Below are 24980 nucleotides of genomic sequence, written 5' to 3'. Positions count from 1 at the left end.
CACCGATCATTGGTCATTGGTTCAGCACCGTCAGATCCTGGGACGCCCGCGGCACCGCGACACGGCCGCGGTCGTCGGGCAGGGCCTGCACGGTGAACATCGGGACACCGTTCTGCTTGCGGGCGAGCGTACGCGCGGCGTACACCTCGCCGCCCGACACCCGCTCCACGGTGAGGGCGTAGGGCCCCTTGCCGTCCTCGGGCCGCGGCGCCTCGACGTCGGTGGTGGTCCCCTGCTTCAGGGTGTACGTCCGGCTCTGCGGGCTCCCGCCGTCGGTTCCGGCGGAGGCCGTCACCCGGACCTCGGCGCCGCGGCCGAGGGCGAGCAGCGAGAGCGTGCTGTCCTTCGTGCGGTTCCCCGCTGCGGTCGCCCGTTTCTCGACCGGGGTGGTGGCGGGGATGAATGCGGTCTCCTGCGCGTCCCCCTTGCCCCGGGTCACGCGGACGGCCGCCACGACGGGTGCGGTGTCGCCGTCGTCCGTGGGCGCGAGGCTGAGCGAGGCGGCCGCTCCCTGGGTGAGAGAGTCGAGGTCGACGGCGCTGGTCGTGCCGGACTTGACGTGGAGTGTCTCCGCACCGGCCGGGGTGATGGTGCCGCTGGGGGTCGCCAGGCGCACCGCGAGGTCGGCGTCGCTCGCCCCGGGCGCGTGCACCACGAGCCGGACGGACGTCGCGTCGGCGGGGATGCCCGGGATGACGGCGGTGGGCCGGGGAACGCCGGCGGTCGGCAGCCAGTCGCCGCCCGTCTTCTCGTCGGCTGCCTGCACCTGGGCGGAGACCCGGCCGGTACGGACGACGCCGTGCACCGTGAGGTCGGCGACAGGCTCGTCGGTCAGGGTCGACAGCAGCACCCGCAGCGTGGACCGGGGCGGGACCGTGAGGGCTTCACCGGCGTCCGACTCGATCGCCCCGTCCTCTCCGTGGAGCCCCAGGTCGACGACGGCGGCACTGTCGTCCGGGTTGGTGAGGTGGACGAAGTCCTGACGCCCTTCGGCGGTGCTGGCCCCCGGGAACCAGAAGTCGGTGTCGGGTGCCTGACAGCCGGTGCCGTACATGCCGCGCCCGCTGCCCGCCGAGACCACTGTGGTCTGCTGCACGGTCCAGCCGGGGGCGAGGGGGCCTTCGGCGGATCCGGCGAGTGCGGGTGCGTCCGCCGTGCCGACGGTGTCGGTGACGGGTGTGCCGGGCTTCTTCAGCGGCAGGAAGGGCTCGGCCTCCTTGCCGCCCCCGGCCTGCGGGCCGCTTTCGTCCCCGCCGAGGCCGTCGTCCTTCTCTGCCAGCGGCAGCAGCGCCGCCTCCCCCTCCCCCGTGACGTCGTCCGGCGGGGTGTGCGCGGTGTACCGGGTCTCGGCGAGGTCGGAGGCGGACGGCTGGGGGCAGAGCAGGGTGGAGCGCTGCACCGGCAGCCGCGCCGCCGACGGCGCGCCGGTGCCGGCATGCGGGTCCGGTGCGGTGAGCGCCGTGAGGCCGGTGACCGCGGCCAGCACGGTGGACGCGCCGATCAGGGAGAGGGTGGTGCGGTTCACTGCTCGCTGCTCCTGTCGCCGTACCTGGGGACGTCGTGGGCGGCGGGGTCGTAGCCGTACGGACCGGGTGCGTACGGGTCCTGGTCGCCGGCGTGGGGCTGCTGCCCGGGGAGGTACGGCTGCGCGCCGTACCCGTCGGGCCCGGGAGTGCTGCGAGGGGCTTCGGCGAAGACGTCCTCACCGGGGTCGAAGGGCTCCTCGGTCCCGCCGTGGAAGCCGGCGTACTGGCCGTACGGCACCTGCTCGGGCATGGGCGGTGCGGGCGGCGGGCCCGGCGCCCCGGGGGGCGCCTCGGGGAAGGCGCCGTGGTCCGTCGCCCCGCCGGTGTGCTCGGACGGTACCGGGCCGACGTCGTCCTGCGGAGGCGCCGGTTCCGCCATCGGGGTGCCGGCGGCCTCCGCCTGGGCCCGGAGACGGCGGGCGCGGCGCCCCTCCCCCGGCACCGGCTGCGCCGGGACGCCTGCCGCCTGCGGCAGGTCGTCGTCGACCTCCCGGCGCCTGCCGGGAAGGGCGAGTACCAGGGCCACGAGCGTGAGCAGCGCCTGCGCCCACAACCAGAGGGTGTGCGGCAGGGGGCTCTCGTAGGTCAGGTCCAGTCGGCCGCCCTGGGCCGGGAGGGCGAAGCCCTGTGCCCAGCCGTCGAGGGTGGTCGGCTTCAGCGGGCGGCCGTCGAGGGTGGCGCGCCAGCCGTCGTCGGCGCGGTCGGCGACGCGCAGCACACGGCCCGCCGGGCCGTCGGGGATGTCGGTGTGCGCCTCGACGGGGCCCGACGCGACACGCACCGGCTGCGAGGCGCCGTTCCCGGCCCTGCCGCCCTCCTCGGGGACGACGGTGACGCGTGCGACCTCGGCGTCCACCTGCCACAGGGCGCTGCCGTCCTCCTGGCTGAGCCGGGTCAGTCCCGGGGTGGCGTCGAGGGTGCGGCTCATGCGGCGCGGCGCGTCGTCGCGGACCAGGACGTAGGCGACGGCGTAGTCGGCGAGCCGGGCGGTCTGGTCGGCGCCGGAACCGGCGATCAGGTGGGCGACGACGTCGTCGAGGCGGCTGCCGCCGTCCGTCCCGGCCGCCAGGTCGGCGTCGCCGAGGCGTGCGCCGGAGCCGCGGACCAGGGCGTAGGAGACGCTGCGGGTCGCGCTCACGGAGTCGGCGGCCTCGCCGGAGAGCACCAGTGTGCGGGCCTGGTCCGCGGTCGAGCTCTCCTCCGCGACGAAGGCGGGGACCTGCACGGGGCTGCGGCGGGTGAGGGGGCCGTCGGCCCCGCCGATCATCCAGCCCACCGCGGCCACCAGCGGAGCCGCGACCGCCGCGGCGGCGACCAGCACGGCCACGGGCTGTTTCCACCCGAAGTTCTGCGAGGCCACCCTGTCGCGGGCGCCCTCCGCCCCGACGGCAGCGGCGCTGAGCAGGGCGACCCCGTAGACGAGGGTTGCCGGCCCGGCCCACGCCCGGGTGTTGGCCAGTGCGGCGAAGGACAGGGCCACGAGGGCGGCCACCCAGGCCACGCGCACCGGGGTCGTGCGGTCCGCGCGCAGCAGCGCGGCGAGAGCCACCAGGACCAGACCCGCCATCAGCAGCCCGCCTGCCGCGCCGGGGCCGCCGGGGGACAGGGTGAGCAGGTCCACCGCGTCGGCGGAGCCGGCGCCGTAGGGCAGGCCCGCTTCCTCGAGGAGGCGGGCCGGTTCCAGGAGGAGCGAGAGGGACCAGGGCGCCAGCAGCAGCACGGGAGTGCCGACGACCACGGCGGCACGCATCGCGGTGCCAACCGTCCCCTCACCGCGCCGCTGCACGAAGACCGCGGCGGCAAGGGTGAGGACCAGCGCGACGGGCCACACCACGGGGGTGAAGGCCATGACGAAGGTGAGCAGCAGGGCGTGGGTCCAGACCGCGCGCCACGAGGCCCGACCGCGCAGTCCGCTCGCCGCGACGGCGGTGCGGGCCAGCAGCGGGAGGACGATCGCCAGCACGGCGGTGCCGATGCGGCCGCCGGCGAGGGCGCCGGTGGCGGCGGGCAGGAAGGCGTAGGCGACGGCCGCCCAGGCGCGTACCAGTCGGGAGGCGACGAGCGGCCGGGAAGCGAAGTAGGCCGTGACGCAGGCCAACGGGACCGAGCAGACCAGCAGCAGGGTGACGGTGAGGCCGGTGCTGCCGAACAGGACCGTGGACACGAGGGCGAGGGCCGCGAGGTACGGAGGCGCGGTCGGGGTTCCTCCGATCCCGACGGGGTGCCAGGCGTCGGTGTAGCGCGCCCAGAGGTCACCGATGTCGGCCGGAGCGGGCAGCAGGGCGCCGCCGGCCAGTGCCCCGCCGGCGAGCAGCGAGCGGCAGGCGATCAGCGAGACGAGAAGGAGCACGGTGAACAGGACGGGGCCGGGTTTCTGCGCGATGCGCTTGAGCCGGGCGAACTGCTCGACCTCGAAGAAATCGGCGTCGTCGTCGCCCGGCCCGGATTCGACGGCGCCGTGGCGGCCGCCGGAGGAGCGGTCGGGTTCGGCGCGGCCGACGAAGTTGCTGGCGACCTGTTCGAGGGTGGCGCGGACGGTGGCGCCGGGAGGCGGGAACAGTGACCGCAACGCACGGCGCTCCACGACGGGTTTGCCCCGCCGCCTGCGGGCCGAGAGCAGGCGGAGCGGGCGCAGCAGGGTGCCGGCGAGACCGGAGACCTCGTCGAGTGCCTGGCCGGGCACCTTGCCGACCAGGTAGGCCAGGGTGCGCAGCAGCGTACCGAGGACGAGCCGCAGCAGCACCCACGGCAGTGTCGCTCCGGGGGCGTTCGCAAGGAGGGTGTAGACGGCGCCGGCCTTGTCCACGCGGTGGGGGCTGGTTCCGCCGCCGCGGCCGACGCAGTCCACCGGGCGCCGCTCGCGGGAGGCCGCCTCGGCGTGCCGCATGTGGGCGTCGGGTGCGACCAGGACCCGGTGGCCGGCGGCGTGGACGCGCCAGCAGAGGTCCACGTCGTCGCGCATGAGAGGGAGATGGGGGTCGAAGCCGCCGAGCGCCTCGTAGACGTCGCGCCGGATCAACATGCCCGCGCTGGAGACGGACAGGACCGCTCGCACCTGGTCGTGCTGCCCCTGGTCCTGTTCCCGGCGTTCCACACCGGTCCAACGGCGGCCGCTGTTGGCGATGCTGACGCCCGCTTCGAGGAGCTGCCTGCGGTCGTACCAGCTGCGGAGCTTCGGGCCGACGACCGCCACGGAGGGGTCGGCGTCGACGACGCGCAGGAGGTGGTGGAGGGCGTCGGGTGCGGGGGCGCAGTCGTCGTGGAGCAGCCAGAGCCACTGCACGGGCTCGCCGTGCGGCAGTTCGGGCATGTCGTACGCCTCGTCGTGCCAGGTACGGGTGACCGGGTCCCAGCCGCTGGGGCGTTTGAGGTACGGCAGGTCGTCCGGGGTGGGGGTCCCGGCGGTGCGGGCGGCTTCGTCGACGGCGGCGCCGAAACCGGTGCGCCGTGCCAGGTGGAGCACCCGGTCCGGTCCGAGGGTCTCGGCCAGGAGGCGGGCCGACTCGTCGGCACTGCCGGTGTCGGCGGCGACGACGTTCTGGACCGGCCGTTCCTGCCCGACGAGCCCCGACAGGGCTTCGGGCAGCCAGCGCGCGCCGTCGTGGGAGACGAGCACGGCGGTGACGACGTGCCGGGGGAAGTCGGGTGTGGCTGCCTGGTGTGGGGCCGCCGAGTGGCTGTGCACGGACATCGAGGTACAAGCCCTGTGTGGGTGGACGGCGTGGACGTGCCCCCGCTCGTGCGGGGGCGGCGTCGCGGACGGGCCCACACTAATGCTTCGTCGCGGAGGGCCTGACGGCTCCGTACCACTCGGGCGGCTTCGTGCACCGACCCGCTCAGACGGCGGCCTTCTTCAGGCGCCGGCGCTCGCGCTCGGAGAGCCCGCCCCAGATCCCGAAGCGCTCGTCGTTGGCGAGTGCGTATTCGAGGCATTCAGAACGGACTTCACAGGCGAGGCAGACCTTCTTCGCCTCTCGCGTGGAACCGCCCTTCTCGGGGAAGAACGACTCGGGATCGGTCTGGGCGCAGAGCGCACGCTCCTGCCAGCCGAGTTCCTCGTCCGATTCTTCGACCAGCAGTTGCTCCACCAGCTCGGTCATGTACGCGCCCCTCGTGACGTCTTTGCTTCCCCGTGATGCCGTCGTGACCCTTCACACCCGATCGACACGTGTGAAATTACAAGTGTGCCGATCCGGGAGGGTCAAGCTGAGATCTGCCATTGAGCCCGATATTCACCCTGCGGAACCACACCCCTACGGAAAGTGTTCAAATCTCCACAAAACATGACAGGTGCACCGGAGGGACCCCGGTGGGCCCTTCCGCACGGAGTGACGAGTCGCCGGCCGATCATGTTCCCGGGGTCGGGGCGGAGCGCGATGGATCACATTCGCATCACGGATCCGCAACGCCGCCCGCACCCGGACGCTGCGCCATGTGTCCCCCTTTCCGAACGCACAAACCTCACCGCGAGAAGCTCCACTCGTCCTGATGAGACATGACCCGCCGAACGCCACTCCCGGTTGACACCGACGTCGCCCTCTCCTTTCCTCCCGCCCCGAGTCCCCGCAGCGGACGGCACGCTTCCCCGGCCGTCGTGGCACCCACCCGCCGAGGCCCGGCTCCCCCTGCCCTCCTCCGACTGCCAGACTGGCCCCATGCAGCGCATTGTGGTTCTGGCCGGGGGCATCGGCGGTGCCCGCTTCCTCCGCGGCCTGAGGTCCGCCGCACCCGACGCGGACATCACCGTCATCGGGAACACCGGCGACGACATCCATCTCTTCGGGTTGAAGGTCTGCCCCGACCTCGACACCGTGATGTACACGCTGGGCGGCGGCATCCACGAGGAGCAGGGCTGGGGCCGGGCCGGCGAGACCTTCGCCGTGAAGCAGGAGCTTGCGGAGTACGGCGTCGAGCCGCAGTGGTTCGGCCTCGGCGACAGGGACGTGGCCACCCACATCGTCCGCACGCAGATGCTCGCCGCCGGCTATCCGCTGAGCGAGGTCACCGAGGCGCTCTGCGCCCGCTGGCAGCCGGGCGTACGACTGCTGCCGATGACCGACGACCGGGTGGAGACCCACGTGGCCGTCGAGGAGGACGGGGAACGCCGGGCGATCCACTTCCAGGAGTACTGGATCCGGCTCCGCGCCTCGCTCGACGCGCAGGCGATCGTCCCGGTGGGGGCCGAACACGCGAAGCCGGGCCCCGGCGTTCTCGAAGCCCTGGCCGAAGCGGACGTCGTCCTCTTCCCGCCGTCGAACCCCGTGGTCAGCATCGGCACGATCCTGGCCGTCCCGGGCATCCGGGAGGCCATCGCCGAGGCGGACGTGCCGGTGGTCGGCCTCTCCCCCATCGTGGGCGGCGCCCCCGTGCGCGGCATGGCCGACAAGGTGCTGGCAGCGATCGGCGTCGAGTCCACGGCCGAGGCGGTCGCGACCCACTACGGGTCCGGGCTGCTGGACGGCTGGCTGGTGGACACCGCCGACGAGGCGTCGGCTCCCGCCGTGGAGCAGGCGGGCATCCGCTGCCGCGCCGTGCCGCTGATGATGACCGGCATCGAGGCGACGGCAGCGATGGCGCGGGAAGCCCTCGCCCTGGCCGAGGAGGTCCGCGCGTGAGCCCCGGATACCGGGTCTGGGCCCTGCCCGGCATCCCCGAGGTGCGCAAGGGCGACGACCTCGCCGGGCTCATCGCCGACGCCGCCTCGGACGCCGCGGGGCCCGGGCTGGTGGACGGGGACGTCCTGGTCGTCACCTCCAAGATCGTCAGCAAGGCGGAGGGACGCTGCGTCGCCGCCGACGATCGTGAGGCCTCCGTCGACGCCGAGACCGTACGGGTGGTCGCGCGGCGCGGCCCGGCGCGCATCGTCGAGAGCCGCCACGGCTTCGTGATGGCCGCGGCCGGTGTCGACGCCTCCAACACCCCGGCCGGAACGGTGCTGTTGCTCCCCGAGGACCCGGACGCCTCCGCGGAGCGCATCCGCGACGGCCTGCGGGACGTGCTGGGAGTCGAGGTCGGCGTGGTCGTCACGGACACCTTCGGCCGCCCGTGGCGCGAGGGCCAGACCGACGTCGCGATCGGCGCCGCGGGGGTCCGGGTACTGGAGGACCTGCGGGGCGGCACCGACGCGCACGGCAACCCCCTCGGCGTGACGGTGACGGCGGTCGGCGACGAACTGGCCGCGGCCGGCGAACTGGTGAAGGGCAAGGCCGACGGACTTCCGGTCGCCGTGGTGCGGGGCCTCGACCGGCACGTGTCCCCGGACGGCGCCGCGCAAGGCGGCGGCACGGCGACGTCGGCCCGCGCCCTGGTCCGCGACGCCGGGCTCGACATGTTCCGCCTGGGCACCTCGGAGGCCGTGCGCGAGGCAGTGACACTGCGCCGCACGGTCCGGGAATTCACCGACGACCCGGTGGACGGTGCCGCCGTCCGGCGTGCCGTCGCCGCCGCGCTGACCGCCCCCGCGCCCCACCACACGACACCCTGGCGGTTCGTGCTTCTGGAGACACCTCGGGCGCGAGTGCGGCTGCTGGACGCCATGCGGGACGCCTGGATCGCGGACCTCCGGGCGGACGGCAGGAGCGAGGAGAGCATCGCGCGGCGGATACGGCGCGGCGACGTGCTGCGCAACGCGCCCTACCTGGCCGTGCCGTGCCTGGTCGCGGACGGCGCGCACCGCTACCCGGACGCGCGGCGGGCCGCCGCGGAGCGCGAGATGTTCGTGGTGGCGAACGGCGCCGGCATCCAGAACTTCCTCGTGGCCCTGGCCGGCGAGCAGTTGGGCTCGGCGTGGATCTCCTCGACCATGTTCTGCCGCGACGTGGTCCGGGAGGTGCTGGAGCTGCCGGAGCACTGGGACCCGATGGGTGCCGTCGCGATCGGGCAGGCGGCGTCGCCGCCGCGGGAGCGGGCACCACGGCCCGTGGCGGAGTTCGTCGCGGTGCGCTGACGGCGGCCGCCCCGGCGGGGCGCCGTCACCACCGGGCGATGTCCACCCGCGGCATCCTCGGCGCGCGGCGCGGCGGGACCCGGCCGGTGGTCAGGAGGAGGCGGGTCGCCCGGTGCCGCTGCCGCTGTTCCGCGTACGGGGCGAGCAGGCGCAGCATCTCCTCGTCGTCGGCGTCCCGTCGCCCCGCCAGCGCGTGGCCGACGATCCCGGGCAGGTGCAGGTCGCCGACGGTCACGGCGTCCGGGTCCCCGTTGCTGCGCTGCACGGTTTCCGCCGCGGTCCACGGCCCGATGCCGGGGACGGCGCACAGCCGTGCGAGGGCGGCGTCGGGCGCCATCCGCGCGGCCTCCTCCATCCGGGACCAGCGGCGCACCGCGCGCAGGACGGTGGCGGAGCGTTTGCCGTCGACGCCCGCCCGGTGCCATTCCCAGGACGGCACCAGCGCCCAGGTGCGCGGGCCGGGCATCACGTACAGGTCCTGGTGGGGACCGGGGGCGGGCTCGCCGAACCGGCGGACCAGGCGGCGCCAGGAGCGGTGCGCCTCCTCGGCGGTCACCTTCTGCTCCAGCACCGCGGGGATCAGGGCTTCCATGACCAGTCCGGTGCGGACCAGCCGCAGACCGGGGTTGCGGCGGTGCGCCTCCCGCAGCAGCCGGTGGTGCGCGACGAAGGCGCCGGGGTCGTCGTCGGCCCCCAGCAGTGAGGGCAGCCGGTCCAGGGCCCAAGGGGCGCCCGGCCCCCAGGCCCGCGCCTCGACGACGGGTCCGGGGTGGGCGATCCGCAGGGTGACGGCCCCGGCGGGCGAGCGCATGGTGCGCCACACCGAGCCGTCGGCCGCGGTGCGGCAGGTCGGGTCGTACGGGCCGCGACGCAGCACGCGCAGGTTGCCGGCGAGAGCGTAGGGTCCGCCCGGGTCCCAGGTCCGGCACGTGCCGTCTCCGACCTCCCGGCCGGCCGGGGAACTCCCGGGCCGCGGCCGCGGCAGCGGCGTCCCGTCGGCCGGGGACGGGCGGGTGCCTCGTCGGCTCATGCGGAGCACCACCTCACATGTCGGAGGAGAACCGGATCGTGCCGGCCCCGATGCGCGCTCCGCACCATACGCGGAGGCCGTCCCGGAGCTCGTTGTCCGGTCCGACCTCGGCGCCGTCGCCGATGACGGCGCCGTCCAGGATCGTGCGGGCGCCGACGCGTGCGCCGGCGCCGACCAGGGAGTCCCGCACCAGGGCGCCGGGCTCGACGACCGCACCCTCCAGCAGGGTGCTGCCTTCGACGCATGCGCCGCAGCGGACCACCGCCCCCGGGCCGACGGAGGTGCCGCCGGTCAGCTTCGCGTCCTCGGCCACCGTCGCCCCCTCCAGGACCAGGCTCTCGCCGCGGCGGCCGGGGACGGCGGGGGACGGGGCGTGGCCCAGCACGAGGTCGGCGGAGCCGCGGACGAAGGCCTGCGGGGTGCCGAGGTCGAGCCAGTAGGTGGAGTCGACCATGCCCTGGAGGTGTGCGCCGCGGGCGAGCAGGGCGGGGAAGGTCTCGCGTTCGACGGAGACCGGACGGTCGTCGGGGATGGTGTCGATCACGGAGCGGTTGAAGACGTACGCACCGGCGTTGATCTGGTCGGTGACGATCTCCTCCGGCGTCTGCGGCTTCTCCAGGAAGGCCGTGACCCGTCCGTCGGCGTCGGTCGGGACGAGACCGAAGGCCCGGGGATCCGCCACGCGGGTCAGGTGCAGGGAGACGTCCGCCCCGGTGTCGCCGTGCCTGCGCACCAGCTCCCCGATGTCGAGGCCGGTGAGGATGTCGCCGTTGAAGATCAGCACCGGCTCGTCGGGGCCGGCCGAGAGGCGCGGGGCGACGTTGCGGATGGCGCCTCCGGTGCCGAGGGGTTCCTCCTCGGTGACGTACTCCAGATGCAGGCCGAGGTCCGTGCCGTCCCCGAAATGGGGCTCGAAGACCTCCGCGAGGTAGGAGGTGGCCATGACGACGTGGTCGACGCCTGCGGCCCGTGCGCGGGCCAGTTGGTGGGTGAGAAACGGCACCCCCGCGGCCGGGACCATCGGCTTCGGCGTGTTCACGGTCAGGGGCCGCAGTCTGGTGCCCTTGCCTCCGACCAGGAGGATCGCCTCTGTCACCTTGTCGTCTCTGCTTCCTGCCGGGACCGGATCGTGTCGCCACGCCGGCTCCGTCCGCGTCGCCGGCACGGGACACGTGCGGTGCCGTCCGCTCGCAACGGGAGAGGCGTGCGGGCGCGGTGCCCCCTGCTCCGGACGCGCCCTGGCCCCCTCCGGGTGGTCGGCGGCCAGTCTAAGCCGAGGGGCCGTGCCGACGGTGGGGCGACCGGCACACCGACCGGAGGCAGGACGGGCAGGTCAGCGGCCCTGGAGGTCGGCGGCGAGCGCACGGATCGAGGGCAGCTCCTGGTAGAGCTGCTCGCCGGGGCACTCGGTGGCGAAGCCGTCCCGGTGCCCGGAGACGGTGCGCATCCGTACCCGCGCGCCCTTGTGCCACTTGCCGCCTTCGGAGGTCACCCGGGTGCGGCCCCGGGGGTTGACGCCGTAGAGCCCGAGCTTCCAGGCGGTGAGTTTGGCGATCGCGTCGGTGGCCTTCTTCGACGGTTCCCTGCTGCCGAAGTCCCCGAGGACGGCCACTCCCATGCTGCTGCTGTTGAAACCCAGGGTGTGGGCACCGCGCACGGTCTCGGTCACCCCGCCGGCCCGGCCCTCGTAGATGGTTCCGCACTTGTCGATCAGGAAGTTGTAGCCGATGTCCCGCCATCCGAGGCTCTTGACGTGGTAGCGGTAGATGCTGCGGATGATGCGCGGGGCCCGTTTGCAGGAGTAGCTGTTGCTGCCCGCCGTGTGGTGCACGAAGGCCATCCTGACGTCGCTGCCGTAGGCGTAGCCGCCTTCGCGCATGCTCTCGTCGGCGCCCCAGCCCCGGCGGATGACGATGCCCGGGCGGGGACCCACGTACGGCCCGCCGTCCGCTCGGGTGTCGGCCTCGAGCGGGGCGAACCCCTCCTGCCGGGCGAGTTCGGTCGTCTCCTCCTTGGTCAGTTCGGGCAGTGCGGCGCGGGGCGCAGCGGCGGACGTGTCGCCGGACGTCCCGGAGCCCGCCTCGCGCGGTCCGCCCGCGGGCGTCCGGGAGACGGCGGTGTCCGCAGGGGAGCGGCCGGGGTCGACCAACTCCAGGCGCAGGCCGCGCGGGAGGGAGCCGGCGGAGGGGACGCGCACCTGGACGGCGTCCGAGCGTCCGACCCACAGCGGGGCGCTGGATCCGCGCTGCACCTGCTCGCCGTCGACGTGCGCCGTCGAGGCGGGGGCGTGGTCGGGGTCGCTCTCCAGGGTGCGCCAGCGCGACCAGGTGCCGTCGGCGGCGCGCCGGGTGCGGAACTGCACCTCGGTGTCGAGCTGCTCGGACGCGTCGTCCCAGACCATGCCGACCAGGGAGAAGGGGTGGACGCTGTGCCGGGACAGCGCCGGCGCCCACCCCGGGGATGCTGACGGGGTGGTGCTCGCGTCTCCGGTTCCGGCCGCGTCCGTCCCGGCCCGCGTTCCGGTCGCCGGTGCCGTCTCCTGGGCCGTTGCCGGGGCGAGCGGGAGGGACTGGGTGCGTCCGGGAAGTTCCCGTGCTGCGGCACCGTGCGGGAGGTTCGGGTGCGCGGAGCCGGATTTCTCGGCAGTGCCGGGGGCGCCGGAGGGGGCGGCCGCGGCGACGGGCGAGAGCATCAGAGTCGCGGTGGAGAGCACACCGAGCGAAGTGACAAGAAGTGCACGCATACATATGACAATGTGCAGCTTTGGTGGTTTCTGTCCATTCGGGAACTGACGCCCTGTCGCCCTGCCGCGGGGCCGCCGCCCGTGCGGCCGCCCCGGTGACGCACCGTCCGGGGCGTACCCTGGCGCGGATGAACACCGCCGACCGCACCCCCGCCGACCTGCTGTCTTCCGCGCTCGCCGAGGACCCCGCCCGCCCGCTGGTCACCTTCTACGACGACGCCACCGGTGAACGTGTCGAACTGTCCGTCGCCACCCTGGCCAATTGGGTGGCGAAGACCGCCAACCTGCTGCAGGGCGACCTCTCCGCCGAGCCGGGCGACCGGCTGGCGCTCCTGCTGCCGGCGCACTGGCAGACGACCGTGTGGCTACTGGCCTGCTCCGCCACAGGGGTGACGGCCGACCTGCACGGGGATCCGGCCCGGGCGGACCTGGTGGTCTCCGGCCCGGAGTCGCTGGAGGCGGCGCGGGCCTGCCGGGGCGAGCGGGTCGCACTCGGCCTGCGCCCCATGGGAGTGCGCTTCCCTCAACCACCGGAGGGCTTCCTCGACTATGCCGTCGAAGTCCCCGGGCAGGGGGACCGCTTCTCCCCCTTCGCGCCGGTGGACCCTCAGGCGCCGGCCCTCGGCCTGCCCGGCGGCGAGGAACTGAGCGGGGCACAGGTGGTGGCCCGGGCCACCGAGGACGCCGCCCGGCGCGGCCTGGAGAAGGGTTCGCGGTTGCTGACCCGGCGCCCGTTCGCCGACTGGGCGGGAGTGTCCGCCGGACTCTTCGCCCCGCTGACCGCGGGAGGGTCGGTCGTCCTCTGCCGGAACGCGGAGGACCTCGAGGAGGCGGCACTGGAGAAGCGGCGCGAGAGCGAACGCGTGACGCACCTCGCGGAGTGACGCCGGCGAGCGACCCGGTCCGATGCCACCTGCAACCTTCTCCGCCCCTCGTTCGTCCGACCGGGTGTGCGGTGTCCGTACGCCTCCGCGGCGGGCCCGCACCGCACCGGAGAGTCGGCTCCCGCCGCGCGGCACGAAGGGCTCGTGGAGGACAACGGGATCCGTGCGGGAACACGCCACCGCACGGACTTCACATCCTTCTCGATCCCTGCAAGACCGCCCAGAGGCGCCGTTGGCAGACGTGTACGATCAACTCCTCGTAAGGGTGATGCACAGCACAGCACCGTGCACGACAACCGTCTCGTCCCGACAGGACGGTTCCGCATACCGTGAGCCCACTCACGCTGACGGCTCCGCGTTCCCGACAAGGGAGCAACTCGGAGGAAATGCCCCGATATGCACGCAGTGGCCTCGGCCACCGTCATCGCCGATTCGGGGAACCGCCGGATAGTGTGAGCGATCCGGTCCGCCCCTGCGGGGGCGCCAGGCGCACAATGGAGGACTCTCGCACCGTGGACGCGCAAGGCCGGCGACACGCAGGCGACATCGACCCGGCCGATCAGTGGGTGTTCGACCCGACCACCGGCACCTACGAATTCCGGTCGCAGCCTGCCGCCGACAACCACCGCAACACGCACGCCACCGCCGACCGCAGGGCGGCGCCGCGGCAGAGAGCAGCAGCCTCCCAGGGCCGCACACACGGTCAACGCGCGGAGACCGACGGCTACGTGCCGCCGCAGCGCGGCCGTCGCGCCACCGAGACGGGGCGCCGGCGCCAGGGCGGCCCACAGGACCCCGGCAGCCCGCGCGGCGGCAACGGCCGCCGCAAGTCGCGCCCGAAGGCCAGCGGCAAGAAGCGTGCCCTGCAGTGGAGCGGCGGCATACTCGGCCTGCTGGTGCTCGTCGCCGGCGTCGGCGGCGCCTGGCTCCTGCACGAGCTCAACGGCAACATCAACAAGGTCAACGCCGGGGACCTGACGAACCCCGCGACGTCGGACGGGCCGCTCAACATCCTGCTGCTCGGCACCGACGCGCGGACGGGCGAGGGCAACACCGGCTACGGCGACACCGGCAGCGTGGGGCACGCGGACACCTCGCTGCTGCTGCACGTCTCCAAGGACCGGTCCAACGCCACCGTCCTGTCGATCCCCCGCGACATGATCGTCGACATCCCGGACTGCCCGGTCTACCAGGACGACGGCTCCAAGGAGGTCGTCCCGGGCACCGAGAACCAGCGCTTCAACGTCAGCCTCGGCCAGAACGGCAGGGACCCGACGTGCACCTGGCGCACGGTCCAGGAACTGACCGGCGTGGAGATCAACCACTTCATGATGGCGGACTTCAACGCCGTCAAGAACCTCTCGACCGCGGTGGGCGGCGTCGAGGTCTGCCTGGCCCACGACATAGACGACCCGAAGTCGCACCTGCAACTCAGCGCGGGGCGCCACACGATCCAGGGAGAGGACGCGCTCGCCTTCGTCCGCACCCGCCACTCCGTCGGCTTCGGGAGCGACCTGAGCCGCATCGAACTGCAGCAGCAGTTCCTCTCCTCGATGATCCGGAAGATGAAGTCCAGCGACACGCTCACCGACCCGGGCAAGCTGCTGGACCTGGCACAGGTGGCCACCAAGTCGCTCACCGTGGACGACAAGATCGCCAGCGTCTCGGACCTCACCGATCTCGCCAAGGACCTCCGGCGCATCGACACCAAGAACATCTCGTTCCTCACCGTGCCCGTGCTGGACAATCCGGACGATCCGGCGACGGTGATACAGGACGAGGCCAAGGCCCGGCCCATCTTCCAGATGCTCCAGCAGGACAAGTCCCTGACGAAGACGGGCAAGAAGGGCGGCGGGAAGGCGAAGAAGTCCGACCTGGACAAGGTCGAGCAGGCCCCCGCTTCCGAGGTCCGGGTCGACATCCTCAACGGTGGTGCGCCGACGGGATCCGCGCAGACGACGGTGACCTGGATGCAGACCGAGCAGGGCATGCCGCTGTCGACCAACGCCGGGAACGCCCCGCAGGAGATCGCGAAGACACGGCTGGAGTACGCGCCCGACCAGGCCTCGCAGGCGGCCACCCTGGCCGAGCTGATGGGCCTGCCGGCCTCGGCACTCGAACGGAGTTCCCAGGACGCGGGTCCGCAGGAGGCCATGACACTCACCCTCGGCAACGACTTCGTCGAACCCGGGCAGAAGTTGGAGGCACCGGAGAAGCTGCCCGACAACGTCAAGAAGGTCGAAGCCGACGACAAGAGCCTCTGCGCCGACTAACCCGCCGCCGTCCCGGCCGCACTCCGCGGCCGGGACGGCGCAGACATCAGGATGGAGAGGCCCCGTGCGGCAACAGGACGACATCCGGGGCGGCAAGGGACGCACCGGTGCGCCCTCGGCCGGCGGAGCGGGGCCGAACGGCGCTCTCGCCGAACGGACCCGACCCCCGGAACCGCGGAGCGGGGCCCATGACACCGCGACGTCCGACGCCCCCGGCAGCCCGGACCCCGGGAACACTGCGCCGCCGGCGCAGGGAAGACGGCCCCGTCGCCGCATATTCCGCTGGATATCCGTGGTCCTGGCGCTGCTTCTCCTCGCGGCCGCCGGTGGCGGCTACCTCTGGTTCCGGCACCTCAACGGGAACCTGGAGACCGGCGAACGCAGCGCCGTGGAAGGAGGACTGGAGGCCCCGGAACCCGACGCCCTGGGCAACACGCCGCTCAACGTCCTCGTGATCGGCTCGGACAGCCGCAACTCCGAGAAGAACCTGGACCTCGGCGGCAGCCGGGACAGCGTCGGGCAGAAGCCCCTGGCCGACGTCCAGATGCTGCTGCACCTCTCCGCCGACCGGAGCAACGCCTCGCTCGTCAGCATCCCCCGGGACACCCGTGTGGACATCCCGGAGTGCACGGACGCCGCGACGGGGCAGAGCTACCCGGCCGTCAACGGCCTCATCAACAGCACCCTCGGACGTGGCGGTCCGGGCTGCACATTGGCGACCTGGGAGAAACTGACCGGCGTCTACATCGACCACTGGGTGACCGTGGACTTCGCGGGCGTGGTCGCCATGGCCGACGCCGTCGGCGGGGTGGACGTCTGCGTGAAGCAGAACGTCTGGGACCGGGCGCTGCCCGGCGTGCCCGGCGGCTCCGGCCTCAAACTGACGGCCGGTACGCACTCGGTGAAGGGGCGGACCGCCCTGCAGTGGCTGCGGACCCGGCACGCCTTCTACAGCGATCTCGGGCGCGCCAAGGCGCAGCACATGTACCTCAACTCGATGCTGCGCAAGCTGAAGTCCCAGAGCGTGTTCACCGACACCGGGCGTCTGCTGGACCTGGCGGAGGCGGCCACGAAGTCCCTGACCGTCTCGCAGGAGATCGGCAGCGTCGACGCCCTGTACGACCTCGGCCGGCAGTTCAGGACGGTGCCGACCGACCGCGTCACCAGCGCCACCATGCCGACGGTGCAGGATCCCGCGAACGCCAACCACCTCCTCCCCGGGCCCGGCGCGTCGCGCATCTGGTCGATGCTGCAGGAGGACGTGCCGCTGGACTCCAACGGGAAGGACGGCGACGGAGGGTCCGACGGGACGTCGAGCACCGATCCCGGTCCGGCGAACGAGGCCTCCGCTTCACCTTCCGCGTCGGCGTCGCCCGCGGACGGGGCCCGCACCGCGGGCGCCGTTCCGGTGAGCGTCCTCAACGGCACCGCCGGGGGCGGCGGGCAGGCCGTCGACGGCCGTGCTTCCGAGGTCACCGCACACCTGCAGGGCGCGGGGTTCGCCCGGGCCGTGGCCCTGGCCGCACAGCAGCCGCAGGAGGAGACGACCCTCTCCTACCCTGAGGCAGGCGGGGAGCAGGCACGGAGCGAGGCGCAGGCGGTCGCGGAGGCCCTGGGCTTCCCGAAGGCATCGGTGGAGGCCTCGGCCGGAGTGCAGTCGGTGACCCTGGTCGTCGGCGCCGACTGGCCTTCCGGCGAGTACTACTCGGCCCCCGAGGCCGGCTCGATCCCGGACAGCGCCGACTCCCTCAACGGCTCCGACCGGGGCGCCTGCATGGAGGTCTACGAGCCCTACCGGTGGTGACCTCCACCGGAGTCGGCCGGGGCCGGACGGCCTCGGCCGCCGTGCTTCTCAGCCCGCGGCGGAGGACTTCGCGGGGCGGCGCGAGGCGATGACCCTGCGGGCGAGTGCACGGGGGCTGGTGAGGAAGCCCCAGCCCCAGGACATGTGCATGGTCGCCAGCGCCAGCGGTATCCGGACGCGCGCCCCGAGGGGAAGTCCCTTGCCGGCGGGCAGTGACCCGGCGGTGATGGCCGCCAGGTATCCGGCCGGGACGGCGAACGCCCAGGGAGTGAGGGTCGCGCCGGCCAGCAGCCCGGCGGCTATGCCGCAGACCGCCGCGGGCGGCGCGAGGTAGCGCAGGTTGATCGAGCCCGCGTGGTAGCGGGCGACGACGCGCCGCCAGCGGCCGTAGTTGCGGTACTGCAGGGCCAGCGCACGGACGTCGGGGCGGGGGCGGTAGGAGACGCGGAGGTCGGGCGAGAACCAGACGAGACCGCCGGCCTCGCGGATGCGGAAGTTCAGCTCCCAGTCCTGGGCGCGGAGGAACTCCTCGTTGTACCCCTCCTGCTGCTCCAGCACCTCGCGGCGGAAGACGCCGAGGTAGACGGTGTCGGCGGGCCCCGCGCGGCCACCGGTGTGGAAGGCGGCGTTGCCCACGCCGATCCGCGCCGTCATCGCCGCGGCGACGGCGTGCTCCCAGTCGTTCTCCCCCTCGGCGTGCATGATGCCGCCGACGTTGGCCGCCCCCGTCTCCTCCAGCAGCCGGACGGCGGTGGCGATGTAGTCCCGGGAGAGCATGCCGTGGCCGTCGACGCGGACGACGACGGGGTGCCGGGACGCCCCGATGGCCGCGTTGAGGCCGGCAGGCGTCCGGCCGGTGGGGTTGGGGACGGTGTGCACCCGGGAGTCCTCCGCGACGAGTTCGGCGGCGATCTCGTCCGTGCGGTCCGTGGACGGCCCCAGGGCGATGACGACCTCCAGCTCCCCCTCGTACTCCTGTTCCAGGATGTGCCGGACGGAGTTACGCAAATGCCGCTCTTCATCGAGAACCGGCATGATCACGGACACTGCGGGGAGAACGGAGGGAGTCACAGCGGTCACGTTACCGCGTACGAGGGACCGTCCCGCACTCCGACCGGGTGCGTCCGAACGCGTGCTGCGGCGTGTGACCACCCGCCCGCTGATCGTATGTGCTTACTGTCATCATCCGGACATCCTGTCCGCCGTCGTGGAGGTGCCGTTTGCCCCTGCCGCCCCGCTCCCGCATGCGGTCAGCCGTGTCCGAGCACGCTTCCGGCGGACGGCGGCGCAGAGGCCGGCCCAACTGGGGCCTCCGCCTGGCGGTCGGACTGGCCGTCCTGGTCCTGGCGACCAGCGGAGTGGGACACGCCCTGGTGACCGGACTCGCCGGGGACCTGCGGCGCATCGACCCCTTCCTGGGACTCACGGACCGGCCGAAGGCCACCGGGCACGGCCTCAACTTCCTCGTGGTCGGCATCGACGACCGCACCGGGCTGACCGACCGGCAGCGCCGGGACAACCGGCTGGGCGGCACCTCGTGCGACTGCACGGACACCCTGATGCTGGTCCATGTCTCCGAGGACCGGAAGCGGTTGAGCGTGGTGAGCATCCCGCGCGACTCGTACGTGAAGCTCCCCCCTCACACCGACGGCCGTACCCGCGAACGCCACCGCGCACTGCCCGCGAAGATCAACTCGGCGTACGCGCACGGCGGCCCCCATCTCACCGTCAGCACGGTGGAGAAGGCGACCGGAGTCCACGTCGACCACTACCTCGAGGTCGACTTCGCCAGCTTCATGAAGACCGTCGACGTGCTGGGCGGCATCGAGGTGTGCACCGTCCGTCCGCTCCAGGACGACTACTCCGGCCTCGACCTCCCCGCCGGCACCTCCCGGCTCGACGGCGGGCAGGCGCTGTCCTACGTCCGCGCCCGGCACGTCGACGGCGGCTCGGACTTCGGCCGCATGCACCGGCAGCAGCGCTTCCTGGCCGCCCTCATCGGGAAGGCCACCGCCACCGGCGTGCTGACCAACCCGGTGAAGCTGAGCAGGGTGACCTCCACCCTCCTCGGCTCGGTGCGCGCCGACGCGGGTTTCGGCAGCGACGAGATGATGGCCCTCGCGCAGGCCATGCGCGGCGTCTCCCCGTCGTCGTCGGAGTTCGTCTCGGTGCCGGTCGCCGACGCGGACCACCGGGTGGACGGCGTCGGGTCCACGGTGCGGTGGGACCGCAAACGGGCGTCGCACCTCTTCGAAGCGCTGCGCCGCGACCGGCCGCTCACCGATGGCTCCGGGACGAAGGACGGCACGGGCCCGGGAGGCGGCGGCGCCACAACCGGGAAGCGCTCCGCCACCCCCGTGGACGTCCCGCCCGCACAGGTCGACGTCCAGGTGCTCAACGGCACCACGCGCACCGGTCTCGCCGGCCGCACCGACCGGGCGCTGCGAGGCACCGGGTTCCGCACCACGGGCGTGCCGCGGAACGCGGAGCGGCAGGACGTGCGGCGAACCGTCATCAGCTACGACCCGCGCTGGAACCGCTCGGTGCGCACCGTCGCGGCCGCCTTCCCCGGAGCGCGCCTGGTGAAGGACGCCGGTCGCGGACCGCTGATGGAGGTCACGCTCGGCAAGCGGTTCTCCGCGGTCCACCCGGTGCGCGCCGCGGACCCGTTCCAGGCCGCGGCGAGCGACGGCGACGGCAAGGACTTCGAAGCCGTCACCGGCGACGAGGTGACCTGCGACTGAGGCCGGAAGCGCGTTCCGGCCGGCGTCAGCCGTGCGGGCCTCCGACCCCCTCGTCGTCCCCACCGCGCCACATCCGCTCGTCGTAGGCGGCGCTGGGCACCTCGACGATGTCCTGCCGCGCGGCCGGACCCTCGTCCGTGCGCGGTGCGAGCTCGACCACGTCGGCCAGGTCCAGACCGATCCGTTCCACGTCGTCCGTCAGGCGCTGCACGGCACGCACGTCCCCGTAGCGGTCACGCAACGCCGCGACACACCTGCGCAGTTCCACCACGGCCCGTTCCGCGGCGCTCGTCTCCGGCGTGCTCGCCATCTCCCACGCTCCTCGCACCCCCGTCGTCGTCACGCCCGTCCCCGTCAGCTTCCACGGAAGCCCTGCAGCGCGCACGCCGGGGCGGTCGGGCGGCGGCGTGTCCCTCCCCCCGCGCACCCCGGGGGGAGGGCCGGGCACCCGGTGGCACCCGGTGGCACCCGGGGTCAGCCGAGTCGGCGCCAGGCCGAACGAACCCTGCGGACATCGCTCATCCGCTGCTCGTAGGTGGCGCCGACGCCCAGCAGCAGGGTTCCCGCCAGGGCGGGCGGCAGCCACCGCGGCAGGGCACCGATCACCTGCGTCACGTACGGGGCGAGCTCGTGCCCGGCGACGAGGGCGAGCACGAGAGCGCCGGCCAGCAGCGGCGCCCGCAGCCGCAGGCGCGCCCCCAGCAGCGTCACGCCCAGCGCGCCTGCGCCCAGGAGCAGCGGGCGCAGCCAGTGGGGGTCACCCCAGACGGCGACCAGGCTCGGCAGCAGGGCGCAGGACAGAGCAGGGCCGTATGCCGTCCACGAGGACAGCCCGGGCACGGCGCGGGCCCGCAGCACACCGACGCCGAGCGCGACCGCTGCCGGCGGAAGCGTGTAGGCCTCCGGCAGACTCACCTGGGACGCGTACAGCCGCACCCATGTGGCCAGCAGGAACAGCACGGTTGCGGCGTAGCCCGCCGGGCGGCGGTCCGCGCGCAGCGCCACGGCACCGGCGAGGACGCCGCACAGGGCGAGGGCGAGCGCGAGCAGCGGCGGCCGGCCGAGCGTCAGCACGACCGCCCAGCCCGCCGCGACGTAGCCGGTGCACTCCACGGCGAGCGCGTCGACGGCGTGGTCTCCGCCCGTGCGGGCTGCGCCGTCGCGGGCCTGCACGGTGCGCAGCCGCGCCGCGAGCGGCACCGTGAGTGCCGCGACACCCAGCACCGCGAACGCGGCGTGCGGTGCCGGTGCTCCCGCCGCGGCGGGCAGCGCCCGCGCCAGGCCCGCCGCGGCGAGGACGGCGGTCGCGGCGCACACCGCGCCGACGGCTCCGGCCGGCCGGGCCGGGGTCGCACCCTTCCCGGTGCGGGCCGCCGGCCGGGTCCGCAGTCCGGCAGCGGTGGCGAAGACGCACGTCAGGACGGCGAGCACCACCACGGTGGCGGTGCGGTCCGCCAGCGCCCAGCCGGTGACGGAGCCGCCGACCACGACCGCCGCGACCGTCGCCGTCAACGCCACGCCCTCGCCCGGCACGACGATCGGCAACGCCACCAGCACCGCCACCAGGGCGGCGAGCCAGACCGTCACGGCGGAAGCGGACAGCCCCAGTGCCAGTGGCGCCACGACCGCGGTGGCGCCGGCGAGCGCCACCGCGCCCGCGGTCGCGGTGCGCCGCGGTGCTCCGGGTGCGAGGAGACGCGCGGCCGCCAGCAGAACGAGGGCGGGAACCGCGAGGAGCACGGGGGTTCCGGCATCCCCCGCCCAGGGCCATCCGGGCAGCAGGGTCGCGCCGGCCGCTCCCGCCGGCGCGCCCTGCCAGGGCGTCGCCACCCGGGCCATCGGCTGGAGCAGGGCCTGCCCCAGCGCAGGCACCGCGGTCACGAGGGCCAGGACGTGGACCGCGGCCGCGGCCAGCAGCAGGCCCGTCGTGGTGGACCGCCGGCGGAGGCGGCGGACGGCGGGTGTCCTGGCGGCCAGGGCACCGGCCAGCGCCGCGGCGGACAGCAGGTACCCGGGCATCACCCAGGTGGCCTCCGGCACCAGCGTCCGCAGCAGGCCGCCGGAGGCCGCGATGAGCAGCAGGCCGGCGCCGCTGCCCAGCGGCGCGGCGAGGCGGCGTTCCCGCCGGGCGGCGAGCAGCAGTACGGCGGCGCCGGTCAGGAACAGCGCGCCGGTCCGGAGCGCCGCCGGGAAGTGGGGGGCCGTCGCAGACAACCAGCCGGTGAGTGCCAGTGCCGGCACGGCCGCGACCAGGCCCGCGACGGCGGCGGTGATCCGTACGGCACGCAGCGGGCGCCGCCCGCCGAGCGCCACAGCGAGCAGCGCGTCGGCCCCGGCGGTCGCCGTGAGGGCCCAGGCCAGGCCCGTCGCACCGGCCCCCTCCGCGGCCGCCAGGAGCGGCACCGGAAGCTGCGCCAGCACGACCGCCGCGGGCAGCGGGAGGCGCAGGCCCGGGCCCCGTTCGCCCAGTTCGGCCCGCGGCCGGGGGAGCAGCAGCCCGTACGCGGCCCACAGGGCGGCGATCACCGCGAGGGCGGCGGCCGTGTACCCCAGGAGGTCGGTGTCCCGGAGGCTCACCTGCCGCAGGGCGTACGCGTCGAGGAGCAGCAGGACGAGTCCCACCGAGGCCACGGCCTCCGCGGTGGCGTGCAGGGTCCGCCGCAGCAGGAGGGCGGGCGGAGCGACGGCCAGCAGGGTCACGGTGCCCAGCACGGCCGCCCGGCCGCCGATGCCCATGCTTCCCCAGCTCAGCAGGGTGAAGGCGAGCGCCGCGACGGTCAGCAGGACGCCGCCGAGCGTCAGGAGGACGTTGCGCGCGGTGTGCGGCGATGCCTCGCGGGGACGCGGGGGCGCGGTGGGCGGCCACGGCGGCGGGAGGGGCGGCGCGCCCGGTGGGTGTGCGGAGCCCGCCGGCGCCGCAGCCGCCGCCCGCAGCTGGGTGAGGAGTGAGCCCCGCTGCGCGGCGAGCGCACCGCGTCGCGCGTCGAGCCGGTGCAGTTCCGCCTCGACGTGGCGGAGCCGGTCCGCGACGGGCCCCGTCACGGGCAGGCCGCACCGGGGGCAGTGCGCGACGGGTGGGTGGGTGTCGGGCAGCGGCCGGCCGCAGGCGGGGCACCAGCCGGACGGGGTGCGGTGCGTCATGGGACGGAGCGTGGCGCACCGGCCGCCGTCGCGGTACCCGTCCGGGTACTCAGATCGGCGTGAGTACCCGTCTCCTCGGCGGGAACGGCCTGCCGGGCGCGGTCGGGCGCAGGCGTCGGGTTGACGCCGGGCTTTGACCGTGCAAATGGGCCCCGAGTACGTTCGGAGGCTCCGACCGAGCGGTTTTCCGTCGATGGAGTGGAGAGATCCCAGTGGAAGCGCACGCCTCACACGTGCTTGCGGACCCGACCAGCATGGCGCTGGAGGTGCCGGGCTGGCTCCGGGACCACGCCGGCGACATCGCCGCCGGGGCCCTGAGCATCCTGTTCATCCTCGTGGGGGCGCTCGTCGTCCGCGCACTGGCCAAGCGGGCCATCACCCGACTGGTGAACCGCATTCTCCAGCCGTCCGACGGCGAGGGCGGGGAGCGGCGGAACGGGCTGGGCCCGGCCGTCCTCGCGCGCGACAGCGGCCGTGCTCAGGAGCGGCGCGAGCAGCGCGCCAAGACCATCGGTGCGGTCCTGAGCAGCATCGCGTCGGTCGTCATCGCGATCATGGCCCTGGCCATGATTCTCGGTGAGGTCGGCATCGCGCTGGGGCCGCTGCTGGCGAGCGCCGGTGTCGTGGGGCTGGCCATCGGCTTCGGTGCCCAGAGCCTGGTCGCCGACTACCTGTCCGGCCTGCTGATCATGGTCGAGGACCAGTACGGCGTCGGTGACATCGTCGACCTGGGCGAGGCCGTCGGCGAGGTCGAGCAGATCGGGCTGCGGCTCACCCAGGTCCGCGACCTGAACGGCGGGCTGTGGCACATCCGCAACGGCGAGATCCGCCGGGTCAACAACCACAGCCAGGACTGGGCGCGCGCCGTGCTGGACGTCGGCGTGGCCTACGAGTCCAATCTGGACACGGTCTACGAGGTGCTGGAGCGCACCGGCCGCGAGCTGCACGAGGACGCGGAGCAGGGCGCGCTGCTGCTCGAGGAGCCGTCGGTCTGGGGCGTGCAGTCGCTGGACGCCGACGCCGTCGTGGTGCGGATGGCGGTGAAGACGCAGCCGCTCCAGCAGTGGGGCGTCACCCGCGAGCTGCGCCGCCGGGTGAAGCTGAACCTGGACGAGGCGGGCGTGGAGATCCCGTTCCAGCAGCGCACCGTCTGGATGCGCCACGACGACGGCGGGCGCGAGGAGAGCCGTGCCTCGGTCCCCAAGGGCAGGGACGCCGCGGCGCTCTGAGCGCCGCGTCCCGCTGGGCCGACGAGTCGGCCCCGGCACCCCGCCGCGAGCGGGATGCCGGGGCCGTCGTCGTTTGCCCGGCGTTCTCGGACGGCAGGGTCTCAGTCGTCGAGGCCCTCCGCGGCACGCTTCTCGCGCAGCTCCTTGATGGCACGGCGGCGCGCCAGCCGGTGGGTGCGCCGGATCTGCGCCTCCTGGTAGCGGCGCTTGTCCTGCTCGGTCTCGGGGATCACGGGCGGCACCGGACGGGGCCGGCCGTTCTCGTCGACGGCGGCGAACACCAGGTAGGCGCTGCCGACCTGGACGGCGGGGGTCGATTCGTTCCAGCGTTCGGCGAGCACCCGGACACCGACCTCCATGGAGGACTTGCCGGTCCAGTTCACCTGGGCCTTCACATGCACCAGGTCTCCGACGTGCACGGGATTGAGGAAGACCATCTCGTCCATCGAGGCGGTGACGGCGGGACCGCCGGAGTGCCGGCCCGCGACAGCTCCAGCCGAGTCGTCGACGAGTTTCATGATCACCCCACCGTGGACGGTGCCGAGGAGGTTGGTGTCGTTGGCGGTCATGATGTGGCTGAGAGTGGTGCGTGCGGCAGCCGTCGGCTTGCCCGGAATCGCACCGTCCGCGGCGGGAGGGGCCTGATCGGTCATGCCCGCA

At 74.0% G+C, this 24980-nt stretch carries 17 protein-coding genes; 7 read left to right on the top strand and 10 right to left on the bottom strand.

Annotated features, from left to right (window positions below):
• Window positions 1-13: 13 nt before the first annotated feature.
• From ACL06G_RS19700 to ACL06G_RS19690, 3 genes are all read right to left on the bottom strand, one after another.
• Entirely contained in the window at window positions 14-1525 is a 1512-nt protein-coding gene (locus tag ACL06G_RS19700) for a DUF5719 family protein (protein WP_412785296.1), read from the bottom strand.
• Window positions 1522-5217: a glycosyltransferase family 2 protein gene (locus tag ACL06G_RS19695; RefSeq protein ID WP_412836429.1), complete on the bottom strand. Its 3696-nt coding sequence runs from the start codon at window positions 5215-5217 to the stop codon at window positions 1522-1524. Before ACL06G_RS19695 ends, ACL06G_RS19700 begins: the two co-directional genes overlap by 4 nt.
• Window positions 5218-5362: 145 nt before the next feature.
• Window positions 5363-5626 (bottom strand): WhiB family transcriptional regulator, encoded by a 264-nt coding sequence (locus tag ACL06G_RS19690; RefSeq protein WP_412785298.1) that lies wholly within the window; start codon window positions 5624-5626, stop codon window positions 5363-5365.
• 555 nt (window positions 5627-6181) lie between these two features.
• Here ACL06G_RS19690 and cofD point away from each other — a divergent pair.
• On the top strand, window positions 6182-7141 hold the full coding sequence (cofD, locus tag ACL06G_RS19685; protein WP_412785299.1) for a 2-phospho-L-lactate transferase: 960 nt from the start codon (window positions 6182-6184) through the stop codon (window positions 7139-7141).
• A complete protein-coding gene (locus ACL06G_RS19680; protein WP_412785300.1) occupies window positions 7138-8472 on the top strand; it encodes a coenzyme F420-0:L-glutamate ligase in 1335 nt (444 codons plus the stop codon). The genes cofD and ACL06G_RS19680 overlap by 4 nt, the downstream gene beginning before the upstream one ends.
• A gap of 25 nt (window positions 8473-8497) precedes the next feature.
• On the opposite strand, the gene ACL06G_RS19675 is transcribed toward ACL06G_RS19680, so the two are convergent.
• The 3 genes from ACL06G_RS19675 to ACL06G_RS19665 form a co-directional block, all read right to left on the bottom strand.
• Window positions 8498-9502, bottom strand: a complete 1005-nt coding sequence (locus ACL06G_RS19675; RefSeq protein WP_412785301.1) for a DNA-3-methyladenine glycosylase family protein — start codon at window positions 9500-9502, stop codon at window positions 8498-8500.
• A 13-nt stretch (window positions 9503-9515) separates the two neighbouring features.
• On the bottom strand, window positions 9516-10598 hold the full coding sequence (manB, locus tag ACL06G_RS19670; RefSeq protein WP_412785302.1) for a mannose-1-phosphate guanylyltransferase: 1083 nt from the start codon (window positions 10596-10598) through the stop codon (window positions 9516-9518).
• A 237-nt stretch (window positions 10599-10835) separates the two neighbouring features.
• Complete coding sequence (locus ACL06G_RS19665; RefSeq protein ID WP_412785303.1) at window positions 10836-12245, bottom strand: peptidoglycan recognition protein family protein; 1410 nt, start codon at window positions 12243-12245, stop codon at window positions 10836-10838.
• Between the two features lie 128 nt (window positions 12246-12373).
• Here ACL06G_RS19665 and ACL06G_RS19660 point away from each other — a divergent pair, with 128 nt between their 5' ends.
• The 3 genes from ACL06G_RS19660 (at window position 12374) to ACL06G_RS19650 (ending at window position 17206) form a co-directional block, all read left to right on the top strand.
• The gene (locus ACL06G_RS19660) at window positions 12374-13129 is read left to right on the top strand and encodes a TIGR03089 family protein (RefSeq protein ID WP_412836428.1); all 756 of its coding nucleotides are present in this window, start codon (window positions 12374-12376) and stop codon (window positions 13127-13129) included.
• A 512-nt stretch (window positions 13130-13641) separates the two neighbouring features.
• Window positions 13642-15402 (top strand): LCP family protein, encoded by a 1761-nt coding sequence (locus ACL06G_RS19655; RefSeq protein WP_412785305.1) that lies wholly within the window; start codon window positions 13642-13644, stop codon window positions 15400-15402.
• Between the two features lie 64 nt (window positions 15403-15466).
• The gene (locus ACL06G_RS19650; RefSeq protein ID WP_412785306.1) at window positions 15467-17206 is read left to right on the top strand and encodes an LCP family protein; all 1740 of its coding nucleotides are present in this window, start codon (window positions 15467-15469) and stop codon (window positions 17204-17206) included.
• A 48-nt stretch (window positions 17207-17254) separates the two neighbouring features.
• Here ACL06G_RS19650 and ACL06G_RS19645 read toward each other — a convergent pair whose 3' ends face one another.
• A complete protein-coding gene (locus ACL06G_RS19645; protein WP_412785307.1) occupies window positions 17255-18277 on the bottom strand; it encodes a glycosyltransferase family 2 protein in 1023 nt (340 codons plus the stop codon).
• Window positions 18278-18450: 173 nt separating this feature from the next.
• Here ACL06G_RS19645 and ACL06G_RS19640 point away from each other — a divergent pair, with 173 nt between their 5' ends.
• Entirely contained in the window at window positions 18451-19950 is a 1500-nt protein-coding gene (locus tag ACL06G_RS19640) for an LCP family protein (protein WP_412785308.1), read from the top strand.
• A 25-nt stretch (window positions 19951-19975) separates the two neighbouring features.
• Here ACL06G_RS19640 and ACL06G_RS19635 read toward each other — a convergent pair whose 3' ends face one another.
• Both ACL06G_RS19635 and ACL06G_RS19630 read right to left on the bottom strand, forming a co-directional pair.
• Window positions 19976-20260, bottom strand: a complete 285-nt coding sequence (locus ACL06G_RS19635) for an Rv0250c family protein (RefSeq protein WP_412785309.1) — start codon at window positions 20258-20260, stop codon at window positions 19976-19978.
• Window positions 20261-20424: 164 nt separating this feature from the next.
• Complete coding sequence (locus ACL06G_RS19630) at window positions 20425-23091, bottom strand: SCO7613 C-terminal domain-containing membrane protein (RefSeq protein ID WP_412836427.1); 2667 nt, start codon at window positions 23089-23091, stop codon at window positions 20425-20427.
• 233 nt (window positions 23092-23324) lie between these two features.
• On the opposite strand from ACL06G_RS19630, the gene ACL06G_RS19625 reads away from it, so the two are divergent.
• On the top strand, window positions 23325-24320 hold the full coding sequence (locus ACL06G_RS19625) for a mechanosensitive ion channel family protein (RefSeq protein WP_412785311.1): 996 nt from the start codon (window positions 23325-23327) through the stop codon (window positions 24318-24320).
• Between the two features lie 101 nt (window positions 24321-24421).
• On the opposite strand, the gene ACL06G_RS19620 is transcribed toward ACL06G_RS19625, so the two are convergent.
• On the bottom strand, window positions 24422-24973 hold the full coding sequence (locus tag ACL06G_RS19620) for an acyl-CoA thioesterase (protein ID WP_412785312.1): 552 nt from the start codon (window positions 24971-24973) through the stop codon (window positions 24422-24424).
• Window positions 24974-24980 lie beyond the last annotated feature (7 nt).

This window comes from Streptomyces callyspongiae (genome assembly GCF_047200695.1).
Taxonomy (GTDB): Bacteria; Actinomycetota; Actinomycetes; order Streptomycetales; family Streptomycetaceae; genus Streptomyces.
Note: the sequence above shows the minus strand (reverse complement) of the source record. Positions and strands in the feature narration are given on the sequence as shown.

Coding starts and splice junctions, on each gene's coding strand:
- ACL06G_RS19635 (WP_412785309.1), bottom strand. CDS start 20,260: ATGGCGAGCACGCCGGAGACGAGCGCCGCGGAACGGGCCGTGGTGGAA.
- ACL06G_RS19665 (WP_412785303.1), bottom strand. CDS start 12,245: ATGCGTGCACTTCTTGTCACTTCGCTCGGTGTGCTCTCCACCGCGACT.
- ACL06G_RS19620 (WP_412785312.1), bottom strand. CDS start 24,973: ATGACCGATCAGGCCCCTCCCGCCGCGGACGGTGCGATTCCGGGCAAG.
- ACL06G_RS19630 (WP_412836427.1), bottom strand. CDS start 23,091: ATGACGCACCGCACCCCGTCCGGCTGGTGCCCCGCCTGCGGCCGGCCG.
- cofD (WP_412785299.1), top strand. CDS start 6,182: ATGCAGCGCATTGTGGTTCTGGCCGGGGGCATCGGCGGTGCCCGCTTC.
- ACL06G_RS19640 (WP_412785308.1), top strand. CDS start 18,451: ATGCGGTCAGCCGTGTCCGAGCACGCTTCCGGCGGACGGCGGCGCAGA.
- ACL06G_RS19695 (WP_412836429.1), bottom strand. CDS start 5,217: ATGTCCGTGCACAGCCACTCGGCGGCCCCACACCAGGCAGCCACACCC.
- ACL06G_RS19675 (WP_412785301.1), bottom strand. CDS start 9,502: ATGAGCCGACGAGGCACCCGCCCGTCCCCGGCCGACGGGACGCCGCTG.
- ACL06G_RS19690 (WP_412785298.1), bottom strand. CDS start 5,626: ATGACCGAGCTGGTGGAGCAACTGCTGGTCGAAGAATCGGACGAGGAA.
- ACL06G_RS19660 (WP_412836428.1), top strand. CDS start 12,374: ATGAACACCGCCGACCGCACCCCCGCCGACCTGCTGTCTTCCGCGCTC.